Origin of the sequence: Peptostreptococcus russellii (genome assembly GCF_003012055.1) — a bacterium.
Classification (GTDB): Bacteria; Bacillota; Clostridia; order Peptostreptococcales; family Peptostreptococcaceae; genus Peptostreptococcus; species Peptostreptococcus russellii.
In genome coordinates, this window is the sequence record NZ_JYGE01000002.1 from 133,401 (window position 1) to 155,749 (window position 22,349).

Consider the following 22,349-nt stretch of genomic DNA (forward strand, 5'->3'; position numbering starts at 1 on the left):
TTGATTAACAGAGGAGAGGATTAGATTCCTCTGGTCCGAATAACCGCTATAACTTTTCCTTTGACATCGTTCAAATCAATGCAGCCAAATGTTCGGCTGTCCGATGCCTGCGGTCTGTTATCGCCAAGTATAAATACCTGACCTTCTCCGACTGTTATCGGGAAATCCACTCCATCTTTAAATTGAGTGGTATCAAAATAGATATCCTGTGATACCTGGTCTGCACCATTTATCTTCAGTCCATCTTTCGTAATATCTACGGTGTCCCCTGCAACTGCAACAACTCTACCTGTTGTATTCCTTCCATTGTTTTCAAATACTGCCACATCACCAGATACAAATCTCTTATCCAGCCTGTAATACATGACCAGATCTCCATCTTTGATTGCCGGTTTCATAGATACATCATTGATTCTTGCAATTCCATACAGGAATGTAAAAATAAGAATGATTGCAAAAATAATAATCACAATCTTCAAAAGCAACTGAATGATATCCTGTGCAAGTGATAGTTCCTGTATTGCTTTTTTTTCTGTCTCAATATCAACCTGTTTTTTCATCATTCACGCTTCCATATTCAAACTTAGATATTCAAGGTTTCCGTTTAAACGAGTATGGAAAGGCAACCCTTTTTTAACAGGGAAATATACCTTGTTATCGAAAGCGGTCTCACCAGTTGGTGTATGCTGCATAGATATAACTTGTCTCAAAACATGCTTTGGTGGCTTATGCCAAAAGGATATATCTTCAGCTATTTTTGTTCTCTCTTCATAATTAGGGAAAATTTCCAAGTGTTTACTATAATCAATGTCATAAATTAACGGGTCTAAAATAGGTAAATCCCCAATTGCTTCATATTGTAGCATAAAATAATGTTTTCTATTTTTATTACGACTTTCATAAATCATTTCTTCAATTTTCTGTGAATAAGAGATCTCCTTTTTAATAAGCTCTATAAAAGCCAGCTTCTCACAATCTGATAATATAAAACCCCTAAAACTAATCATAAAATCAAAGTTAGTGCCGTGTCTAAACAATCTACCAGGTAAGGGATAATGTTTTCTATTACCCAACATAATCCCATATCTAATATATGGGGTTACATTTTTATGTGTCTGTGCTTTATAACTATATGTAATAGCATCATGGGTTGTAATGCTATTAATCTTAGATTCAATGATGATACGTGGCTTTATTACTGATTCCTCTTTTTCAAAAACAAGTAAATCAGTTTCAAAGGCCATTGTATGTTCCTTATTCATTTTAAAATCTAAATCGTAGGATAGAATTTCCTGTGCATAAGGAACTTTATTTAATGTATCAAAGTAAATATTATCTCCAAGGTTAGCTCCTTGGAGCAATTTTTTCATGCTATTTGTCCATTCATTTTCTTTCATTTTTGACTTCCCCCAATTATAATTAAAACAAAGCTATAATTTAAGTATACAGCATTTATTGGTTTCTTTAAATTAGAATTATTACTATCGAGTGCTTAATTGTTGGAAAGTCCAGTATTATAATACACACTATGAAGAACCTTTTAATTTTGCCTATACTTTTTAATTATTCATTTAAAGTATAGGAACAGTGTGTTTAAAAATATAATGAAAGGAAAAGCATAGATTATAGTTAGCAAACAGACTTTTTCCCTTGCTAATAGAGGTAACATAAAAGAGTTAAATATATCAACAAGAAAAAGGAAACGCATACAAGTTTTCTAAAAGAAAGAAAATATATAGATTTTTCGAAGAATAATAACTAGGTTTAATATCGAACTCATCGTTCGACCTCTTTCCCTAGATAATTATCATAATTCATCTTATACTGATACAACCTGTCCTGCTCTTGGCGGGAATGATTAAGTTTCTCAATGAGAGACTCTTTTTTTGTATGAAGTTTTTCAAGGTCTTCGTATATTTGTTTGGTAGTAGGTATAACATCAGAGTCCAGGAAACTCTCGGTAACAGCTTTTTTATAAAGCATAAGTTGAGGGCTATATTCGTTAATAAAAGCCTTGTCCTCAGGATGTGCTTTAGCATATTTATGAATTTCTTTATACTGTTCTATGATATATCGGTTCTCCATAATATTCTTTTTTACTTCTATAAGTTTTTCAATTTCTTTATTTTCTGTAAGAAGATTTTGAACTTCGGCAGCTTTTTCATAGAGAGCCTTTTCTAGTTGTTCTCGTGTTTTAAAACCTTCAGTTCTAACCTGGTTAATAGTATCTGCCATAGTAGAAAGGTTATGCTTTGTTGCCCAATACTTGTACCTAGGAGAGCTTTTAACCTTGTCATTAGCACTTATATCAATAACATTATCTAAAGGCTTAAAAGGGGCTTTAGTGCGTTTGTTTTTTATGCCAACTTCTTCTAAGATACGTTCTTTTAATCTTTCCTCAGTATAATTTTCCCCTATTCTCATAGCCCTTGTAAAACGTTGCTGACCATCTATTTTTTTAAAAGAAATATGCTTTCCATTCTTGATTTCATATCCATATTGCTTCATAAGATTAAGAAAATCATCCCAGTCTTTAGCTTTCTTAATTGCTCTATCTATATCAAATTGAAGCCTACCCTTCCATGAGGTACCTTTCTTTCTCTCCTGATATTCCTTATAAGATTTACCTTTAGTTTTATATTTTTTCTTGTATTTCTCATAGTATTCATCAATGACAACAAGATTATTTTCCTTGCAGAGCTTATCACTTTGATACCTAATTCTATGGTAACTTCGTTTATTAGACTGATAGCATTTTCCAGTTTTCCAATTAACATTATTAAAAATAATATGGTTGTGAATATGGTTGCGATCCACATGGGTTGATAGTACATATTCGTATTCACCATTTAAAACTTCTTTGGCCAGAGAAAGACCTATCTCATGTGTTTTTTCAGGGCTTACCTCTCCAGGAACAAAACTTTGTATTAAATGTCTAGCCAAAACTGTTCCTCTAGTATCATTGACTTCCCTTGTATTAATAAATTGTAGATGGGCAGTTGCAGGAGAGCAGTCCTCAGAAATTAATAATATTTGATCATTAGTTTTATCATCGCTAGTAATATAATCAATTGCAAGGCTGAGAGTGGATTTAATGGGATGTATCTTTGTAATTGCCATTTTAATCAGCCTTATTCATATATTTTCTTGTTAGGATATTTTGAATTTTAATTATTTCCCTTGAGATATCATCACTCTCTTTTTTAAGATCTTCAATATCTTCTCTATAGATTATGCCTGTACTATTTACTCGCTTTGCAATTTGATTGATGTTATTTGAATTCTTTCCTATAAGAGTTTGAAGCTTTCTAAAGATATTCATATCAATCACAAAGATAGGGGCTTCAAGTACACATTTTCTAATAAAATGTCCCATTGATTTTGACTTGCTCATTTCAAGCTTCTTTTTAAAAAGTTCTTTTTCTTCTGTCGTTAACTTAATTTCAAGACGTTCATTCCTAAATCTATTTGTCATATGAATTCTCCTTTTCTTTTATATTTATAACAGGGTATTAGGGGTAACCCCTAAATCATTCCGATAGGAACAAGTAGAAAATTGAATAAAAAGAAGTGAGCCTAAAAAGGTCCGCTTCATCAATTTTCTCGTAAGTGTCCGTACACTTACTGTGCTTGCTCATTAAAGTTTTTAAAAGCAGGCATTAAGCTAAGTATTTGATTTATATTCTAATATTACCGCACTTTGGAAGAATTGTCAGCGTGGATTAGCCGATTTTTCTGTGTCCATTTTTTATTTAATCCTTTTAAAAACTTTTTAAAATAGCGAATCAAGATGGTTATATTTTCACTGTTATATATAAGGGGACTTAAGTAGTCTATGAGAATAAAGAAAGTCTTGGTGGTCTTTTAAAGGAGGAAGAATAGATGGAGGACATATTAGAATATAGCATTCAGCTTGCTATGCTCAGGCAATTATTAAGTGAAAAGTTAATAAACAAGCAAGAATACTTTAAGATTAAAAAACTTCTTATGGAAAAATATAATATTTCTTCAGATTTGACCTGCTAAATTTAACTAATCGCGGTAAAATAGGATTGTATAGAGAAATACAAAAGTGAGACTAACTATATGAAGTCAAGATAAATCTTGTAACTTTTTTAGAAAAGGTTTAAGTTTTTAAAAAGATGTTTAGAATTGAAAAAATGCATGACTAATAGAGCAACATTGTTGCCCTCGTAAAAAATATAATATTGATTACATTTAATTTTGTGGAACAAATGCTACATTGTTTTTAAGGAGATAAAAAATTACACGTATTAACTTTTTACCTACATGGCTTTGTGCAACTAAATAATGCTTACCTTCAGACCGCTTCTTATTCATGTATTCTGAAAAGGTAGTATCACGCATAGAAACAAGTCTCGTGGCTTGAATAATAGCCCATCTAAGGTAAGTCGATCCACGTTTAACCATAGGTGTTCTGGAAGCGGTAAATTTTCCAGATTGGTAGGTGGAAGGTTCCATACCTGCAAAGGCTAGAAGCTTGGCTGGTGTAGAAAATCTTTCTATTTCACCAATTTCCGCTAACATGATAGAAGCCAGAGTATAGCTGATACCTGGAATAGTTAAGAGAGGTGTATTAAGTTCATCCACAACTATTTTTATCTGTTTATCCAAAGTATCTATTTCAGATTGTACCGATTGAACAAGTCGTATGGTCTGTTGTAATTCAAAAGATGTAGAACGATTGCTAGAACCAATAGAATTAGAAGCTAATTCTTTTAAAGCAATAGCTTTATCCTTGCCATATCTACCTCTAGAAGCCTTTTTTAGGATGGTTGTAAGCTTTGTTAGATGGCAAGAACTAATCTCTTGAGGTGTTGGCAATTCTAGCAATAAGGCATAGCTAGAATTCTGATGAATAGACCAGATAAATCCTTCAAGCTCAGGAAATATAATATCTAGCAGACGAGTTATAGAAATTTTAAGTTTAGAACGATAACCAACCATTCTGTAACGATGTCTAGTTAGTGACTTTAGTTCTTGAATTTGGTAAGATAAAGGAGAATAGGATTTTGATTCATCGGATAATAGCATCGTTGCAATGACTTTAGCGTCAGTCTTGTCTGTTTTGGTTTTTCTAAGGGTACTGGCCTTACGAAAAAGATTAGTAGCCAAAGGATTTAAAATAGAGATTTGAAAGCCTTTGGAATGCAGATAATTTGTAATGTTATTGCTATAGTGACCTGTTGATTCAAGTCCTATTTTTACATTGTTGACTTTGTTTGAATCCAATATAGAAAGGATTGTATTATAAAGCTTATCAAATCCTTCTTTATCATTATTAATGCGTAATGAATCTGTGTATAATACACCATCAGAGTCAATAATACAGCAATCATGTTTAGATTTAGCAACATCGATGCCTACAAAAATCATAGTAACAACTCCTTTGTAATAATAGTACGCCATGTTTCCACGAACTCTATGTTAAATGTATCCTTGCTATATATAAAACGTCATGCGTTATCTAACTAATTAACAAATCAACACAGAGCTGCGGTTAGAGCCTCAATGAAAACAGTCTGCTTTATAAGAAAAGCTGCTGTAGGTGATTAAACTAATCCACAGCGTCTGATTATGATTATATAGAAAATAATCAAGAAAGGAAAATGTATATGAATTCCTTATGAGTTCATTATACAAGGTGAGATTATGAAGAAGGTTGAAGTCATAAAAGGTGAAGGTCTTTTAAATGGCAGAAGAAATGGTGCAGAGATAAATTTAAAAAGAGTGGCAGCCTATTGTAGGGTAAGTACAGATAGTGAAGATCAGCTTCAAAGTTATCATTCCCAGGTTAAATACTATACAGATTTAATCAATGAAAATCCTGACTGGACCATGGCAGGGATATATGCAGATGAAGCTATCACAGGCACACAGATAGACAAAAGACTAGATTTTCAAAGATTAATAAATGACTCTATGAATGGAGATATAGATATGGTAATTACAAAATCTATATCTAGATTTGCTAGGAATACTTTAGATACACTAAAATATGTAAGGCAATTAAAAGAAATGAATGTGGCAGTCTTTTTTGAAGAAGAGAATATTAATACTCTAACTATGGATGGAGAATTACTCCTAGTTATACTTAGTTCTGTAGCCCAGCAAGAGGTGGAAAATATCTCAGCCAATGTTAAGAAAGGCTTAAAGATGAAAATGCAAAGAGGAGAGCTAGTTGGCTTCCATGGATGCTTAGGCTATGATTATGATAAAGAAAATAAAACTATTTCAATAAATGAGGAGGAGGCTGAAATAGTAAGATATATATTTAAGAGATACTTAGAAGGGGCAGGGGGAAGTGTAATATGCAGGGAGTTAGAAAACCTTGGCCACAGATCTCCTAGAGGCTCTAGTAAGTGGTCAGCAACCACTGTACTGGGAATTATAAAAAATGAAAAATACAAGGGAGATCTTTTAATGGGAAAGACCTTTACTGTTGACCCTATTACTAAAAGAAGACTGGAGAACTTTGGTGAAGAAGATAAATTTCATATAAAAGACCACCATGAACCAATTATAAATGAAGAGGACTTTGATAAAGCTCAAGCTATTAGACTTAGGAGGGCTAAGAATAGAAATACTGTAGGCTCAAAGAATGGTAAAAGAGACAAATTCAGTAGGGAATATGCTTTTTCATGCCTATTAGAATGTGGCTTCTGTGGTTCAAATTTATCTAGAAGATCCTGGCATAGTAATTCCCAATATAAGAAGACTATTTGGCAATGTGTAACTGGAACTAAGAAGGGGAAAAAGTTTTGTCCTGATTCTAAGGGTATAGAGGAAATAGCAATAGAGAAAGCTTTCTTAGAGAGCTATAGACAGCTTACATCAAACAATAAGGATATTGTAAGTAGCTTTCTAGAGTTAGTTGAAGCTAGCTTAAATGATAAAAGTCTTGAGAAATCTATTAAGAAGTTAGAAAGAGAGATAGCTAAAATTTCAAACAAGCAAAATTCTTTAGTTGACTTAAGGTTAGAAGAAAAAATAGATAGTGAACTATATGAAGAGAAATATCTATCTCTACAGAAGCAATATTCAGAGAAAAGCAAAGAAAAAGAAGCTCTTGAATTTAACTTCAAAAATAATAATTAAATAAAAAATAGGATGAAAACTTTTAAGACCATGCTTGAAAGAAAGGAAGTCTTAAAAGAATTTGATAGGTATGTATTTGAAAGTATTGTAGAGAAGGTAATTGTGGGAGAAGGTGATGAAAATGCTAATGTAGATCCATATAAGCTTACTTTTGTATATAAGACTGGTTTTAAGGATAATTTAGATGGAGAGAAATTTAAGACACCGAGGAAAAATGCTAGTGCGAAAAATAAGAGAATAGAGAAAGACTCTGCTGAATTGTATTCCTATGCTAGTAACCATGTAAATAAATCATGTTCCCATAGTAGTGACTCCACATGTGGAGTGCATAGCGTTACTACAAAGGGAAATTATGTAGAAATCCTGAGATTCAAGCTCTTTCATGACCATTTCGTGTTCATTGAAGATGAGCATAATTTTAAGAAAAAAGTACTAAAAAAATACTTTAATGTTTCAGTAGTTGTTAACCTAGAGTGTGGAGACACAAGAGAATAAAAAAGAAATAGCTTAAGTAATTAAAACTTTATTGTATTTTTATTGTATTGTTGAATAAAGTCCTGGTGTTTTATTGTTAAAATATCGGGACTTTTGATATATTATTATTAGTATTTATAAAATGTTAGAAAATTTACTAAATAGTGATATAATTATATTTATATTATAAAAATTGTTATATTTGAGATCGTAAAGATTATCTTGGAAAATATTAGTAATAGATTGAGAAAGTTTTGGAGTTTTAAAGTTTATAAAAACAATACAATATCTATACAATAGATTTTATTAAAAAAAGCTTAGGTAAGTACTTTATAAAAAACATTATTATATTTTTAGTAATTAATCTTATTTATTATATAATTTATTATTATATAATATACTTATATTGAAACTGTTATAGATTACATATAAATATAAAACAAGATAATATATTGCAACTTTGCATTAAGTTTAAAATTTAATAATATAGATAAAATTTCTATGGTTTAATAATTTATATATTGAAAGGAGGAAATTATGAATATAAAAGATTTTGTAGCGAAATTTACAAATCATCCAATTTTATTTGTAGGTTCTGGTTTTAGTATGAGATACTTAAAGAATTCATATACTTGGGATGGTTTATTAGAAAAAATTACGTTTGATATCGCTAATGATTCTGAACACTATATTGATTTAAAAAATCAAGTATATGAAAAAGATACTAAAAATTATAATATGCCTAAATTAGCATTTTTAATTGAAAAAGATTTAAATGCTATAGCACAAAAAGAAAAGGATGGTTTTTTTAAAGATGTAAATAAATTGTTTTATAGTACTATGCAAGATGGAACTCATACTAGTAGGTTAAAAATATATATTTCTAAATTATTAACTGAGTTAAATTATATAGAAAATAAGAATACCGAAATAATCGAATTAAAAAAGGCAAGAAAAAATATTGGATCCATTATTACTACTAATTATGACAAATTAATAGAAGATATTTTTAATTTTAATCCTTTAATTGGAAATGATATACTTTTAAGTAATCCGTATGGATCAGTATATAAAATTCATGGATGTGTATCTAAACCTGATAGTATTATTATAACTGATTCAGATTATGAAGAATTTAATAGAAGGTATGAATTAATAAGAGCACAATTATTATCTTTATTTATACATAATCCAATAATTTTTATTGGTTACAGTATTAGCGATGTAAACATACAGATGATATTAGAAACCATATTTACTTATGTGAGTTCAGATGATAATTTAGCAGAAAAAATAAGAAAAAATTTTCTTTTAGTAGAATATGATAAGGGTTCTAATAATAACGAAGTTGTAGAACATGATATAACGATTCAAGATGTAGCAATTAGAATAAATAAAATTAAAACAGATGATTATATTAGTATTTATGAAGCGATATCAAACCTAAGATTACCTATTTCGGCTATGGATATTAGAAAAGTTCAGACTATAGTAGGAGATATCTATAAAGGAGGTGACTCTAAGAATGCTATAAAGGTACGTATTACCGAAGATTTAGACAATTTGGAGAACTCTGATAAAGTATTGGTTATAGGTTCTGAACATACTATTAAATATGAATTTAGAACAATTTCTGAAATAATGATAGATTATTTTTCTATTATAGATGAAAATAATGTTCAGATTTTAGATTTAATAAATAAGCAAATAATTCAATCCAATCAATATTTTCCAATATATGCTTTTAGCTTAATTAATCCTGAAATTGAAAAAATTGAAGAATTAAAAAAAATACAAAATAATAAAATTGATTATGTAATTAGTAAAATTTCAGAGGTATCAAAGGAAAAATATTATGATATTTATCAAATAGTAAGTGATTCTAGTTTATCAGTAGCCAATAAAGTAAATTCTATCATTTGGAATGTACTTGAAAAAAATATTAAATTAGAAGAATTCAGAAATTTTTTAATTAATTATGATAAGTATATAGAAGATAAAGATATTGAATCTAAAAAAACAACTGATTACAAAAAACTATTATGTATTTATGATATTTGTAAATATTCGCGATTTGAATATAATGGGGAACAAGTCTTATATAATTAACTATATAATTTGACTAATAGCAAGAATAAAATCTTGCTATTTTTTATGTTTAAAAATCAAAAAAGGAGGTTACCTAAATGGTAAATGATGATGTCAATAACAAAGCTATAAACCTTGAAATTAAAGTGGCTCAGTATTCAGCAAAGGCTATTTTGAAAGCTATGAAAAAGATTATAGAAGATGCCGCTGAAAAAAGCCAACCACTTTCAGACTATCTTAGTCAAAAACGAAAGACTAACTCAAGAAAGCTTAAGGATATGGTAAAGAAAGGTCAACTTGAAAATATTGATTTGCAGAAAGGTGAGATTAAGGAATTAAAAAAGCAGCTTAACAGGTATGGAGTCAATTTTTCTATCATGAAGAATAAGGAGTCTGAACTGTATTCTATATTCTTTCAAGCAAAAGATACAAAAGTTATGGACTTAGCATTTAAAAGAGCTATAGAAATATATGAAAAGAAAGAAAACAAAAAAGAGTCTACAAAAGAAATATTAAATAACTTTAAGGAAAAGATGAAAAATATTGCAGTAAAAGACAAGATTAAGGAAAAACGTCATGAACAAGAGAGATAAGAAGATTAGGCATTTAAGAGAAATCTTAGAGGCTTTTTTATTGAGATGAGGTGAAATTAATGGATTTTGATTATTTTTATGGGAGAGATTCTGAAAGTTTTAGATTTATCCGTTTACCCATAGTTCTTATAGAAGATGAGGAATTTAAGGGATTATCAATAGACGCAAAAGTGCTTTATTCAATGTATCTATCTCGAAGTGCTTTATCTTATAAGAATAATTGGATAGATGAAAATGGTAGAGTATATATTTACTTTACTGTTGAGGAAACGGCTAAACAACTTTGTTGTGGAATGAAGAAGGCAGTAAAACTTATAAAGGATCTTGAAGAAATAGGACTTATAAAAAAGAAAAGAAGAGGACAAGGAAATCCTACTAAAATTTATGTTAAAGATTTTATGAGTATTTTTAGAAATGAAAACTCCAGTTTTGTTAAAATGAAAAATCAAGACTTGTCAAAAGGACAAGTCAAGAATGGAGATTTTGACAATTCAAAAATGGCGAAAAGGAAAAATCAAGACTTGTCAAAAAGACAACCTAACTATATAGATATTAGTTAGATTGATAGAGTTATATTGATATTAGGGGGAGAAAAAGGAAAGTACTTTCTTTTCATATAATATAAAAGCTGAAACGGTGGATTACCGTATTAGGTTAGAATGGAGGGTGTTAGTAATAAATGAAACATCAGTCTATGTATTAATCTTTAGAGCTAGACTTGATAGTCTTAGAAGGTTATAAAACTATGTAACAAAGAATTTAAGTTTATAACTCAAAAAACTATAATTATGATATAATTAAATATGGATATAATTTACGCAAACATATAGAAGTATTATATATAGAAAATAAATAAGGAGGATATATATGGGATTCAGCTACAATAAACTTTGGAAGATTCTAATTGATGAAGAGATGAATAAGACAGAGTTCCAGAAAGCTGTTGAATTGAGTCCTACCACAGTAGCAAAACTAGGTAAGAATGAGACAGTAAATATGGAAATTCTAGCCCGCATTTGTGATTACTTTGAATGCAGCATAGAAGATATAGTTTCTTATAGCCCTAAAAAAAGAAAGCATGAAAATGAAGATAAATAAGGAGGTACTTTATGGATAGTAATGCACCATATATAGCTTCCCTTACAAGAGAACCTTTTATGTATTATGAAATGAAAATAACTGCAAAGTTACTTGAGGAAGGATTAAGTGAAAAAGAAGCTATAGAAAAAATATTTAAAGAAAATCTATATCAATATCCTACAGAAAGAAGCCTTAAAATGAGAGCAAGAGCTTGTATAAAAAGATTAAATGCACTTGGAGATGAAGAACTCGTATCCTGGATTATAAATAGACCTTTAGATATTTCAAGACAAGTATGTCTATATGCAATGATGAAAGATTCAAGACTTATATGGGAGTTTATGATTACTGTTATTGGAGAGAAATACAGAACCCGTAATTTTTCCTATAGCAGAATGGATCTAAATGTATTTTTCACTAGACTTCAAGAACAGAATGATACTGTAGCAAGTTGGAGTGACTCAACAATTAACAAGCTTAAATCGGTATTTGCTAGTCTCTTAAAAGAGAATGGATATATAGATAAAACCAGTTCTAAAAGGCTTAATGAAGTGCTTTTAGATTATAAACTAAAAGATAAAATAATCGAAAATGGAGATGCAACTTGTCTTCCAGCTTTCAATTATTTTGAGTAAAGGAGTGTAGCAGAGTGAGCAATATAAACGAAAAACTAGATAGATTAAGAAACTTAATTCAAGATCAAGACTTTCTAACAGGGAAAGGACTGAGCAATGAAGTTAATATAAGAATGTTCTGCTATGAACCTAAGGATGAAATGGCAGTAAGGCATTTTACAAAACAACTTGAAAACGATAATTCCCTGGAATGTAATCTTATTTGTCATAATCTTTATCATGTGTTTTTGGAAATATGTGAGGAAAAAAATATTATTAAGAAGATTCCAGATATGGAAGAAAAAAAAGGAAGCGACTACCTTAAAGATAGGATATTAAAGTTTTCAACAACAAAAGCTTTTGCAGAAAAAATGCAGTATGAACCACATGAAAAAGGAGATGTTCTTTTACTTACAGGAGTAGGAGAAGTATATCCATTTATGAGAGTTCATTCTCTTTTAGAAGAATTACAGACAGGATTTGATGACATTCCTATAGTTGTTCTTTATCCAGGAAGTTTTAATGGTAGATCAGTAACACTATTTAATGAATTTACACCAAATGAGTACTATAGGGCATTTAATATAATTTAGGAAGTGGGAGGGAATATAATTGAGAATACAAAATATGTTTTATGATGACATCAATAGAGAGATAAATGGTGTTATCAAAGTTGATCAAGATACAGAAGGTATAATAGAACAGGAACTTTCAGAATATGTTATTACAAGGGAACTTAAGAAACACTTTATAAGTTTTTTTAATTACTATTCAGATTCTTTTGATAGACCGACTGCTGATACAGGTGTATGGATTTCTGGATTCTTTGGAAGCGGTAAATCTCACTTCTTGAAAATCCTTTCATACATTTTAGAAAATAAAGAAGTAAATGGAATTAAGACTGTAGAGAGATTCAGAGAAAAATTTACAGATGATTTAGCAACATTTATGCTGATTGATAAATCAACACAGGCTCCTACAGAAACAATTCTATTTAATATTGATATAGAAGGGCCTATGGAAAAAAACAAGACAGCAGTTTTAAGGGTATTTGCCAAGATGTTTTATAAACACCTTGGATTTTATGGTGAAAATCTTAAAGTTGCAAAACTTGAACAATATGTTGATAGGAGAGGAAAAACAGAAGAATTTAGACGTGTTTTTGAAGAAAAAAACGGTGATTCATGGATAGATTCAAGAGATGTATTTGACTTCTGTGAAGATGAAGTAGTTGAAACACTTATGCAAGTTCTTGGTATGAGTGAAACAGCAGCCAGAAATTGGTTTGACTCCTCTGAAGAAATTGATATTTCAATAGCACAGCTTGTGTCTGAAATAAAAGAATATGTTGATAGTAAGCCAGATAATTATAGGCTTCTTTTCATGATTGATGAGGTGGGACAGTATGTAGGTGCTGATACTGATATGCTTCTTAATCTTCAATCTTTAGTTGAAAAGATAGGCTCTGAGTGTATGGGAAAAGTTTGGGTAATGTGTACTGGGCAAGAAGCTCTAGATGAAATAATTAGAACAAGGGCAGACGAATTTTCAAGAATCCAGGCAAGATTCAAGACAAGGCTTTCACTTTCTTCATCATCAGCAGATGAGGTTATTCAAAAGAGAATTCTAAAGAAAAATAATGAGTCCAAAGCCTATCTTGAAGATGTTTATGACAAACAGAAAAGTGTTATGGACAATCTCTTTAAATTTAGAGAAGCAGTTGGAGATATAAGAGGTTTTGGAGGTCCTGAAGAATTTTCTATAAACTTTCCCTTTGTGCCATATCAGTTTATTCTCATGCAGAAGGTATTTTCTGAAATTAGAAAACATGGTAATGCAGGAAAGCATTTATCAGGTGGAGAAAGATCTATGCTTTCAGGCTTTCAGGAAGCTGCACAAAGGGTTCAGGATAGGGATGAGTATGCAATAATTCCTTTTTGGATGTTTTATGACACAGTTCATACTTTTCTTGATAGTTCAATTAGAAGAGTAATAGAAAGAGCAGAAAGAGCAGCAAGAGATGATAAGGGTCTTGAACCTATAGATGTTAATGTCTTGAAGCTTCTTTACATGATTAGGTATGTGGAAGATATACCTGCAAATCTTGATAATATTATAATTATGATGGCTGAAGATATAAGAGTGGATAAGATTGATGAAAGAAACAAGATTCAAAAATCATTAGACAGGCTTATTCGCCAGAACTATATTGCCAGAACAGGAGATACATATAATTTTCTTACTGATGCAGAGCAGGATGTAGAAAGAGAAATCAGAGATGAATATGTAGATCCAAGCGAGATTACAAGAAAAATTTCTGAAATGATTTTTGGGAATATATATACAACAAAAAAATTCCGTTATGAAAAGAAATATGACTTTGAATTTGATAAAAAAGTAGATGGTGTAAATTATGGTAATCCAGTTGGAGGAATGGAACTAGAGATTCTTACTATTGCAACAAACGTAATAGATAAACAGGAACTTAGACTGATGACTGAATCTCAGAACAAGGTTCTTGTGGTACTTGAGGATACGGAATACTACAACTTCATAGAAAATGCTATGAAAATAGATAAGTTTGCAAGAAAGAAGAATATCCCACAACTTCCAAAATCAATGCAAGATATTATAAGAAGTAAACAAGACGATGCTGAGCATTTTAAAGAGGATGCCTTAGTGGAACTTAAAGAGGCTTTTATGAAAGCAAAGTTTTATATAAATGGAGATAGGGCTACAGTAAAAGCTGGAACACCACAAGCTAAAATTGATGAAGCATTAGAGTATCTAGTTTCTAATGTATATAATAAACTTGACTTGATTACAAAAAATGCAGATTCAGATGAAGATATTTATAAGATTCTTGATGGAAGAGAAGATGATGGTGTTATGCTAGGGCTGGAGTCAAATAGAAAAGCTGCAACTGAAGTAGAAAACTATCTTATAGCTCAAAATCAGCAACACCTTCCTACTAATATGGCAGACGTTCAGAAAAGATTTACTTCTATCCCTTATGGATGGAGAGAAATAGATATTGCAGCTGTAGTTGCAAGATTAGTTTATGAACAAAAAGTAATTGTTAAATACGGTGGAGAAACCATAAGAACAGATGATGAGAGGCTTCCAGAACTTTTATATAAGAGAAGTGAAATAGGGAAAACAAAGATTCAAAAACGTGAAATGATAAGTATTCAAAAGATAAAAGAGGCAAGAGACTTTTTAAGAGAATTCTTTGATCTTATGGATGTGCCAGAAGATGATGATGGACTTGTAGATTTTATTATTTTAAAATTTGAAAAACTAGAAGTGCATTATGATGAATTACTTAATAAATATGAGGGCAATAACTATCCTGATAAAAAGAAAATAATTGAAGCGAAGGCTACTGTATCAGATTTACTTTATGCAAAGACAGATAATATCGCCCTTGTAAACAAACTTATTGATATGGAAGATGAGCTTGAAGATATGCAGGAAGATATGGAATCTATCGAAGACTTCTTTAAGTCACAGGTAGATACATTTGATGAAGCAAGAAGACTGGAAAGCTTGCTTCGTTCAGACCTAGATTACCTTCAAAATGAAAGTGAAGTAAACAATGCGCTTAATAAAATCAGACTTATAGTCAATATCAATCCTAAAAAAGACAATTTTGATTATAGTGATGTTCCCAGACTTAATAATTATATGAAGGTTGTAAGAGAAGGACATAATAGGCTTCTTGATGGAAAGCGTGAAAAAATTCTTGAAATTGTAAGGCAGTGTATGGAAGAAATCCATAGTGGAGATAGAAATGATAGTTTTATCTTAGATATAATTAAAAAGACTGATGGTTTTTATACACAAAAGAAAAAGGAAATTGCTGAAACAGAAAGTCTTAGAATTCTTGATGGATTTATTCCTAGTCTTTGGTCTGAAAAGGATCGGGCTGTTAAAGATATAATTGCTATTGAAAAAAGTAATGCTGAAGCTGAAAGAAGACGTAATAATGAAGAAGGAAAGCAAAGTAGAGAAAATTATATAGTAAAAGAAAATGAAGCATCAGCTAAGCCTCAAAAGAAAAAGCATATTAAGAAATTCTATAGGCAATCAATATTCCCTGCAAGAACTCTTGAAAGTGAGAGTGAAATAAGGGAATACGTAAAGAGTATTGAAAAAAACCTTATGACTCTCTTAGGAGATTGTGATGGTGTAGAAATAGAATAAGAAAGGAAAGGAATGGTAGGATATGAATAAAGCAGCTATAAAAAACTTTGCAGTCTGGGCAAGAAGAGAACTTATCGAAAAAGTTACTAAGAAAGCAAAGATATATGGAATAGAAAAGGATAAAGAAATGAAGGAGATGGATACTGCTCTTAATGGGCAGGTCCTGACTTTTGATGATAAAAAAGCAAGAAGAATATTAATTGAAAAAATAGATAAAGATGGCTTTGATGAAACTATAGAAGAGGTTGCTTATACATGGTTTAACCGTTTTATTGCCATAAGATTTATGGAGGTAAATGGATATATACCTAGCCATATAAGAGTTTTCACTTCAGAAAATAATGAGTTTGAACCTCAGATACTGTCAGAAGCTATACATATTGATTTACCAGGGCTTGATAAGTCAAAGGTTCTAGAACTTTATAATGCTGGTAACAAGGAAGAGGAACTTTTTAATTATTTATTTATTACTCAATGTAATGCTTTAAACGAAGTTCTTCCAGGAATGTTTCAAAAACTAAATGACTACACAGAGCTTCTTCTCCCAGATGGGCTTTTAAGAGATGATTCTGTAATAGATGTAATGATAAGTGAAATACCTGAGGAAGACTGGAAAGAACAAGTTCAGATAATAGGATGGCTTTATCAGTATTATAATGAAGAAATAAAGGCTGAAGTTATTAATGTTACAAAGAGGAAGAATATTGAAAAAAAAGATATCCCAGCTGCTACACAAATATTTACTACTGATTGGGTAGTTAGATATATTATTGATAATTCATTAGGTAGGTATTGGATTGAACGAAATCCCGATAGTGATTTAAAAGAAAAGCTTGAATTCTTTATAGAGCCAAAGAATGGAGAAATAGAATATATAGAAGAAAAAATAGAACCAAGAGATTTAAGAATTCTTGATGATTGTGTTGGCTCAGGTCATTTTCTCTTATATGAATTTGATGTTCTTATGGAGATTTATAAGGAGTGTGGATATAGGGAAAGGGAAGCTGCTGAATATATTTTAAGTGAGAATCTATATGGTTTAGACATAGATGAGAGGGCAAGGCAACTTGCATATTTTTCACTTATGATGAAAGCCCGTTCTTACAGTAGGAGAATTTTAAATAAAGGCATTGAGCCACATATATATGCAATACCTGATTCTAATAATATAGATAGAAAATACTTTGAAATATTTGGAAATAGCTTAGCAGTAGAAGAAAAAAAAGTAGCAAAAAAGTCTATAGAGGAATTATTAGCTACTTTTAAAGATGGAAAAAATTATGGTTCTATTATAAAAGTTCAAAAAGTAGATTTTGAGCTTTGTAGAAAATATATAGAGGATATGGATCTAGGGCAGATAGATTTATTTACTTATGATGTCGATGAATTTCAAAAGGAAATAAATAATATTATAGATGTAGCTGAAATCATGACTATGAAATATGATGTTGTAGCTACAAACCCACCATATCTCAATAGGATAAATGGACAACTTAAGGAATATGTCAATAAAAATTATAGAGATTATAAGACGGATTTATTTTCAGTATTTATGTATAGAAACTTCGAGTTTTGTAAACCAAATGGATATTCAGGTTTTATGACACCCAATGTATGGATGTTTTTAAAATCATACGAGGAATTGAGAAAGTTCATTGTTGAAAACAAATCGATAGACTCATTAATACAGATAGCAAAGGGGGCTTTTTTTCAAGAAGCAACAGTTGATGTTATCGCATTTGTTTTTAAAAATTCGACTTCAAATACTCCGGGTAAATATATAAGGCTAGAGGAATTTAAGGGTGGTATGGAAGTTCAGAAAGAAAAAGTTCTTGAAGCAATAGAAAACCCACATTGTGGATATTTCTATGAGACAAACACAGATAATTTTTTAAAAATCCCTGGAATGCCGATAGCTTATTGGGCAAGTGACAGTATAATCAAAGATTTTGAAATTGGAACTTTGATGGAAGAAATGTTAGACGTAAAACAGGGTTTAGCAACAGCCGATAATAATAGATTTTTAAGATTATGGCATGAAGTAACTCAGGAAAAATGTAAATTTGACTCAAAGAATGCAGAAGATTTAATTGAGAGCAAGAAAAAATGGATACCATATAATAAAGGTGGTCAAAGAAGACAATGGTATGGAAATTATGATTATCTTGTGAACTGGGAAAATGATGGATATGATATAAAGCATTTTACAGCTTCGAATGGAAAGCAGAGATCTGTTGTTAGAAGTCCAGAATATCATTTTAAAGAAGCTATTACATGGTCGGATATTACTTCAGGAAAATTTGCAATAAGATATAGAATGCCAGGAGGGATACACGATGTAAAAGGTATGTCGGCATTCTATACAGGAAAGGAAAATCTTAAATATATATTAGGATTAATGAGCACACCTATTGCAAATCATATTTTTAAAATGTTAAACCCTACAATAAGTTTGCAGGTTGGTGATTTTAAAAATTTTCCGGTTATTAAAGTTGATGCTTTGGTGGAAAAAAAGGTTATGAACGTTTCGAATGAAAATATTTATCTTTCGAAACAAGATTGGGATATGCATGAGACTTCATGGGACTTTGAAAAATCTCCATTACTTTCAAATAAGGTGGATGGCAGAGTCAAAACTGCTTATAGGAGTTATAAAAATGAAGTAAATGAAAGATTTGCAAAACTTAAAGAAAATGAAGAAGAACTAAATCGTATATTTATAGGGATATATAATCTTGAAGATGAGCTTACTCCTGAAGTATCTGATAGAGATATTACTGTTGCAAAAATCTTCGACAGTAAAAAAGATATAGATGAAGAAATAAAAGGTAACAAGTATGTAATGACTCGTGAAGATGTGGTGAAGAATTTCTTATCCTACTTTATTGGTTGTGCCATGGGAAGATATTCTCTAGATGAAGAAGGACTTGTATTTGCTGGTGGAGAGTTTGATTCATCAAAATATACTATTTTTAAAGCAGATGGAGACGGTATTCTTCCAATAACAGATGAGGAGTATTTTGAAGATGATATTGTGGAACTCTTTGTAAAGTTCTTAAAAATTACATTTGGAGAAGAACATCTAAATGAAAATCTTGATTTTATAGCGTCAGAGCTTAAAGGTAAGAAGAGTGATAGTAGTAGGGAAAGAATAAGAAATTATTTCTTAAATGATTTCTATAAAGATCACTGCAAGATGTACCAAAAACTTCCTATCTATTGGCAATATGATTCTGGTAAGAATGATGCTTGTAAGGGCTTATTTTATCTCCACAGATACGATAAAGATATGTTTGCAAGAATAAGAATTAGCTATGTTTTTGAAGTGCAGGATAGATATAAGCAAGAGCTTGTAAGAGTAGAAGACACTATTGTAGAGTCAAGTGGAAATAAAAAAATAGAACTTCAGAAACGTGCAGATGCACTTAAAAAGAAAATCATAGAATCGCAACAATTTGAAGAGAAAGTCCAGCATATAGCGGATTCCTATGTAGAGATAGATTTAGATGATGGAGTAAAAGAAAATTATAAAATCTTTAAGGATGTATTGGCTAAGATTAAATAGAGGAGGTGGCAGGTTTGGACTTAGAAGAAATTTTAAAAGATTTGCAGAAAAGATTCAAGGAACCCTATCCTGAGTTTTATAATAGGAGAATTATCTTCTGGATGGATAGGGATAGAGAATTTGAAGATGAAATTGATAATCTTGAAATTCCAGGTGTGAAAACAATAAAAATGTCTGAAAACAATAAGTTCAGAGTAAAAAAATTACTATCCTTTGATGACCAGGAGTCAGACTTTCTTGTATACTGCCCTCTTATTTTCAATGAAAAAGAAGATAATTGGATAAATGATGTTATGAGATACAGTGAGGAATTTAGGGCGGATCTTGTATCTATACAGATTGACGAAATGAATTTACCAGATAGCATTGCTATTAGAAAGTCTGTAAAGCTTTATAAGAAGTTCTTTAATGCTAAAGCAAGAAGAGAACTTATAAAGAAAAAGGCAAGTAGAATTGAAAATCCCGCACATTTAGAACTTGCTATTATGGGTGAGATTGCAGGATGTGAAATGCAGCCAGGACTTATTATCAGAGAAGTTTTGAAAGCTGGTATTGAAAATGATAATAATGATATTTATCAGGAATTTATAAATTATGAAATAGATGAAACTTTCTGGAGAATGGTAGGACAAGGAACAGGTTATCAAAGTGAAGAAAAGAGCCTAGAAAATTTATCTATTCATATACTGCTTACTGCAGCTTCAAGAAATATAAATAAAGAAGCATTTATAGGACTTGATAATTTTATTTCCAGTCCACATGAAGCTTTTTGTTTTCAATTTATCGAGGACTGGCTTAGAAATGCTAATGAGAAAAGGAGCCTATATGAACTTGTCCGTTATGTAGAAAAAGAAATTCAACTTGATGAAAGACTGATGAATCTTGATATATCACATTTTGAGAGCAACGAAGCTTTTCCATGTGTTGATGAAATTATACTTATAAAGCTTATGACAAATATTAAAAATGACATTATAGACCCTGAAGAGATTTCAGATATATATGATAAAAGAAGAGTTGTAGCCTGGTATGAAGAATTTAATTCATACTATGAAGGCATTTATAACATGGGCAAAATGAAGGATTTCTATAATAAAAACCAAGCATCATTCCATATGACAAGTGCGAAGGAAGTTTGGAAATCCTATACAGATAAATTTTATTTAATGGATACCTATTATAGAAAATTTCAGAGGGCATATCAGAAAAGCCTTAGAAATTCAAATGCTAAGCTTGATGATTTATTTAAATTTACGGTAGATAGGGCTGAAGGTATATATAAGCATTGGTTTTTAGATAAACTTCTTACTAACTGGTGTAATGTTAGTGGTAGAGAGTTTGAAGAGTATGGAAAAATTTCTGAGATTAAACAGCAGGTTGACTTCTATGACAATAATATTAAAAATGCTAAGACAAAAGTCTATGTAATTATTTCAGATGCAATGCGTTATGAGGTGGCAAAAGAGCTTTCTGTAGAATTAAAACAGGATATGCAATGTAAGATAGAAATTGATGATATGTCGGGGATATTCCCTACTATTACACCTTTTGGAATGGCTGCATTGCTTCCTAATAATGGGCTTCAAACTGAAATTAGAAATAATAATCTCAAAGTTCTTATTGATGGCGAATCAACAGATATGCCTAATAGAGAAAAGGTTTTACAAAAGGCTAATAAGGATTCTAGAGTGCTTAAATATGACGATTTGATTCATATGAAGAGAGAAGAGAGAAAAGCTCAAGTAAAGGGTATGGAAGTTGTTTATATATATCATGATCAAATAGATGCAGCAAGTCATACATCAGACTCTAGAGTTTTCTCTGCCTGTGATAAGGCTATAGATGAAATTAAGAATCTGGTTAGAATTCTTGTAAATGAGTTTTCAGCTGTAAATATAATGATTACCTCAGATCATGGTTTCCTCTATACTTATGAAGAGTTTACTGAGGATGATAAGGTATCTAAAGAAGGCTTTGAAGGTGTTGTTGATTATGGTAGAAGGTATGCAATAATGGATGAATCTGCTAATCCAAGTTTCTTGATGCCTATAAAATTTGTTGATGAAAAATCAGGGCTTAAAGGATTTGCACCGAAACATAATATCCGTATTAAGAAGCAAGGTGGAGGAATTAACTTTGTTCATGGAGGAATCTCACTTCAGGAAATGGTTGTTCCACTAATCAGATACAGACATTTAAGAAATGATAATAAAGAATATCAGAGAAACAGGAGTAAATATGATGTTAAACCTGTGGAACTTAATATTCTTTCAACAGGAAGAAAAATAAGCAATATGATATTCAATCTGTCTTTCTATCAAAGTGAAATGCTTTCAGTAAATAGAGAAGCCGCTAATTTCCTTCTTTATTTTGTTGATGAATATGGAGAAAAAGTTTCTGATGAAGTCCGTATTATAGCTGATAAGAATACTGATAATGAGCAGGATAGAGTATTTAATGTAACATTCAACTTGAAAGCTGGAAAATATGATAATAAAAAGACTTATAACCTTGTTATCTATGAAGAGTCAGGTCAGATTCTACCAAAGAAGATTGAGTTTGTAATAGATATTCCCTTTGCCACAGGTGAATATGATTTCTTTAGTTAAG

General features: G+C 30.7%; 15 protein-coding genes and 1 pseudogene. 11 read left to right on the forward strand and 5 right to left on the reverse strand.

Translation table 11 applies throughout. From position 1 onward, the window contains the following. Positions 1-20: 20 nt before the first annotated feature. The 4 genes from lepB to UF10_RS01515 form a co-directional block, all read right to left on the reverse strand. Positions 21-563 carry a signal peptidase I gene (gene lepB, locus UF10_RS01500; protein WP_106776079.1) on the reverse strand — a complete coding sequence of 181 codons (543 nt, stop codon included), beginning with the start codon at positions 561-563 and terminating at the stop codon, positions 21-23. Continuing rightward, complete coding sequence (locus tag UF10_RS01505) at positions 564-1,397, reverse strand: hypothetical protein (RefSeq protein ID WP_106776080.1); 834 nt, start codon at positions 1,395-1,397, stop codon at positions 564-566. It abuts the gene before it with no gap. A 379-nt stretch (positions 1,398-1,776) separates the two neighbouring features. Then, a complete protein-coding gene (locus tag UF10_RS01510) occupies positions 1,777-3,120 on the reverse strand; it encodes a relaxase/mobilization nuclease domain-containing protein (protein WP_106776081.1) in 1,344 nt (447 codons plus the stop codon). 1 nt (position 3,121) lies between these two features. Further along, the gene (locus UF10_RS01515) at positions 3,122-3,475 is read right to left on the reverse strand and encodes a plasmid mobilization protein (RefSeq protein WP_106776082.1); all 354 of its coding nucleotides are present in this window, start codon (positions 3,473-3,475) and stop codon (positions 3,122-3,124) included. Between the two features lie 407 nt (positions 3,476-3,882). Here UF10_RS01515 and UF10_RS01520 point away from each other — a divergent pair, with 407 nt between their 5' ends. Further along, positions 3,883-4,026, forward strand: a complete 144-nt coding sequence (locus UF10_RS01520; protein WP_106776083.1) for an SHOCT domain-containing protein — start codon at positions 3,883-3,885, stop codon at positions 4,024-4,026. Positions 4,027-4,218: 192 nt separating this feature from the next. On the opposite strand, the gene UF10_RS01525 is transcribed toward UF10_RS01520, so the two are convergent. After that, the gene (locus UF10_RS01525) at positions 4,219-5,397 is read right to left on the reverse strand and encodes an IS110 family RNA-guided transposase (RefSeq protein WP_106776084.1); all 1,179 of its coding nucleotides are present in this window, start codon (positions 5,395-5,397) and stop codon (positions 4,219-4,221) included. Positions 5,398-5,670: 273 nt separating this feature from the next. Between UF10_RS01525 and UF10_RS01530 the strand changes: the two are divergent. The 10 genes and pseudogenes from UF10_RS01530 to pglZ all read left to right on the forward strand — a co-directional run. Further along, positions 5,671-7,443, forward strand: a pseudogene (locus UF10_RS01530) (recombinase family protein); the annotation flags it as partial. 687 nt (positions 7,444-8,130) lie between these two features. Then, entirely contained in the window at positions 8,131-9,702 is a 1,572-nt protein-coding gene (locus UF10_RS01535; protein WP_106776085.1) for an SIR2 family protein, read from the forward strand. Positions 9,703-9,779: 77 nt separating this feature from the next. Beyond that, positions 9,780-10,274: a PcfB family protein gene (locus tag UF10_RS01540; RefSeq protein ID WP_106776086.1), complete on the forward strand. Its 495-nt coding sequence runs from the start codon at positions 9,780-9,782 to the stop codon at positions 10,272-10,274. A gap of 59 nt (positions 10,275-10,333) precedes the next feature. Continuing rightward, entirely contained in the window at positions 10,334-10,834 is a 501-nt protein-coding gene (locus tag UF10_RS01545) for a replication initiator protein A (protein ID WP_106776087.1), read from the forward strand. Positions 10,835-11,141: 307 nt separating this feature from the next. Further along, positions 11,142-11,372 (forward strand): helix-turn-helix domain-containing protein, encoded by a 231-nt coding sequence (locus UF10_RS01550; protein ID WP_073126811.1) that lies wholly within the window; start codon positions 11,142-11,144, stop codon positions 11,370-11,372. Between the two features lie 11 nt (positions 11,373-11,383). Further along, positions 11,384-11,989 (forward strand): DUF1819 family protein, encoded by a 606-nt coding sequence (locus UF10_RS01555; RefSeq protein ID WP_106776088.1) that lies wholly within the window; start codon positions 11,384-11,386, stop codon positions 11,987-11,989. Positions 11,990-12,003: 14 nt separating this feature from the next. Continuing rightward, positions 12,004-12,561: a DUF1788 domain-containing protein gene (locus UF10_RS01560; RefSeq protein ID WP_077369894.1), complete on the forward strand. Its 558-nt coding sequence runs from the start codon at positions 12,004-12,006 to the stop codon at positions 12,559-12,561. Positions 12,562-12,580: 19 nt separating this feature from the next. After that, positions 12,581-16,174 carry a BREX system P-loop protein BrxC gene (brxC, locus tag UF10_RS01565; protein WP_106776089.1) on the forward strand — a complete coding sequence of 1,198 codons (3,594 nt, stop codon included), beginning with the start codon at positions 12,581-12,583 and terminating at the stop codon, positions 16,172-16,174. 22 nt (positions 16,175-16,196) lie between these two features. Beyond that, on the forward strand, positions 16,197-19,739 hold the full coding sequence (gene pglX, locus UF10_RS01570; protein WP_106776090.1) for a BREX-1 system adenine-specific DNA-methyltransferase PglX: 3,543 nt from the start codon (positions 16,197-16,199) through the stop codon (positions 19,737-19,739). A 14-nt stretch (positions 19,740-19,753) separates the two neighbouring features. Then, complete coding sequence (pglZ, locus tag UF10_RS01575) at positions 19,754-22,348, forward strand: BREX-1 system phosphatase PglZ type A (protein ID WP_106776091.1); 2,595 nt, start codon at positions 19,754-19,756, stop codon at positions 22,346-22,348. The last annotated feature ends 1 nt before the right edge of the window (position 22,349 follow it).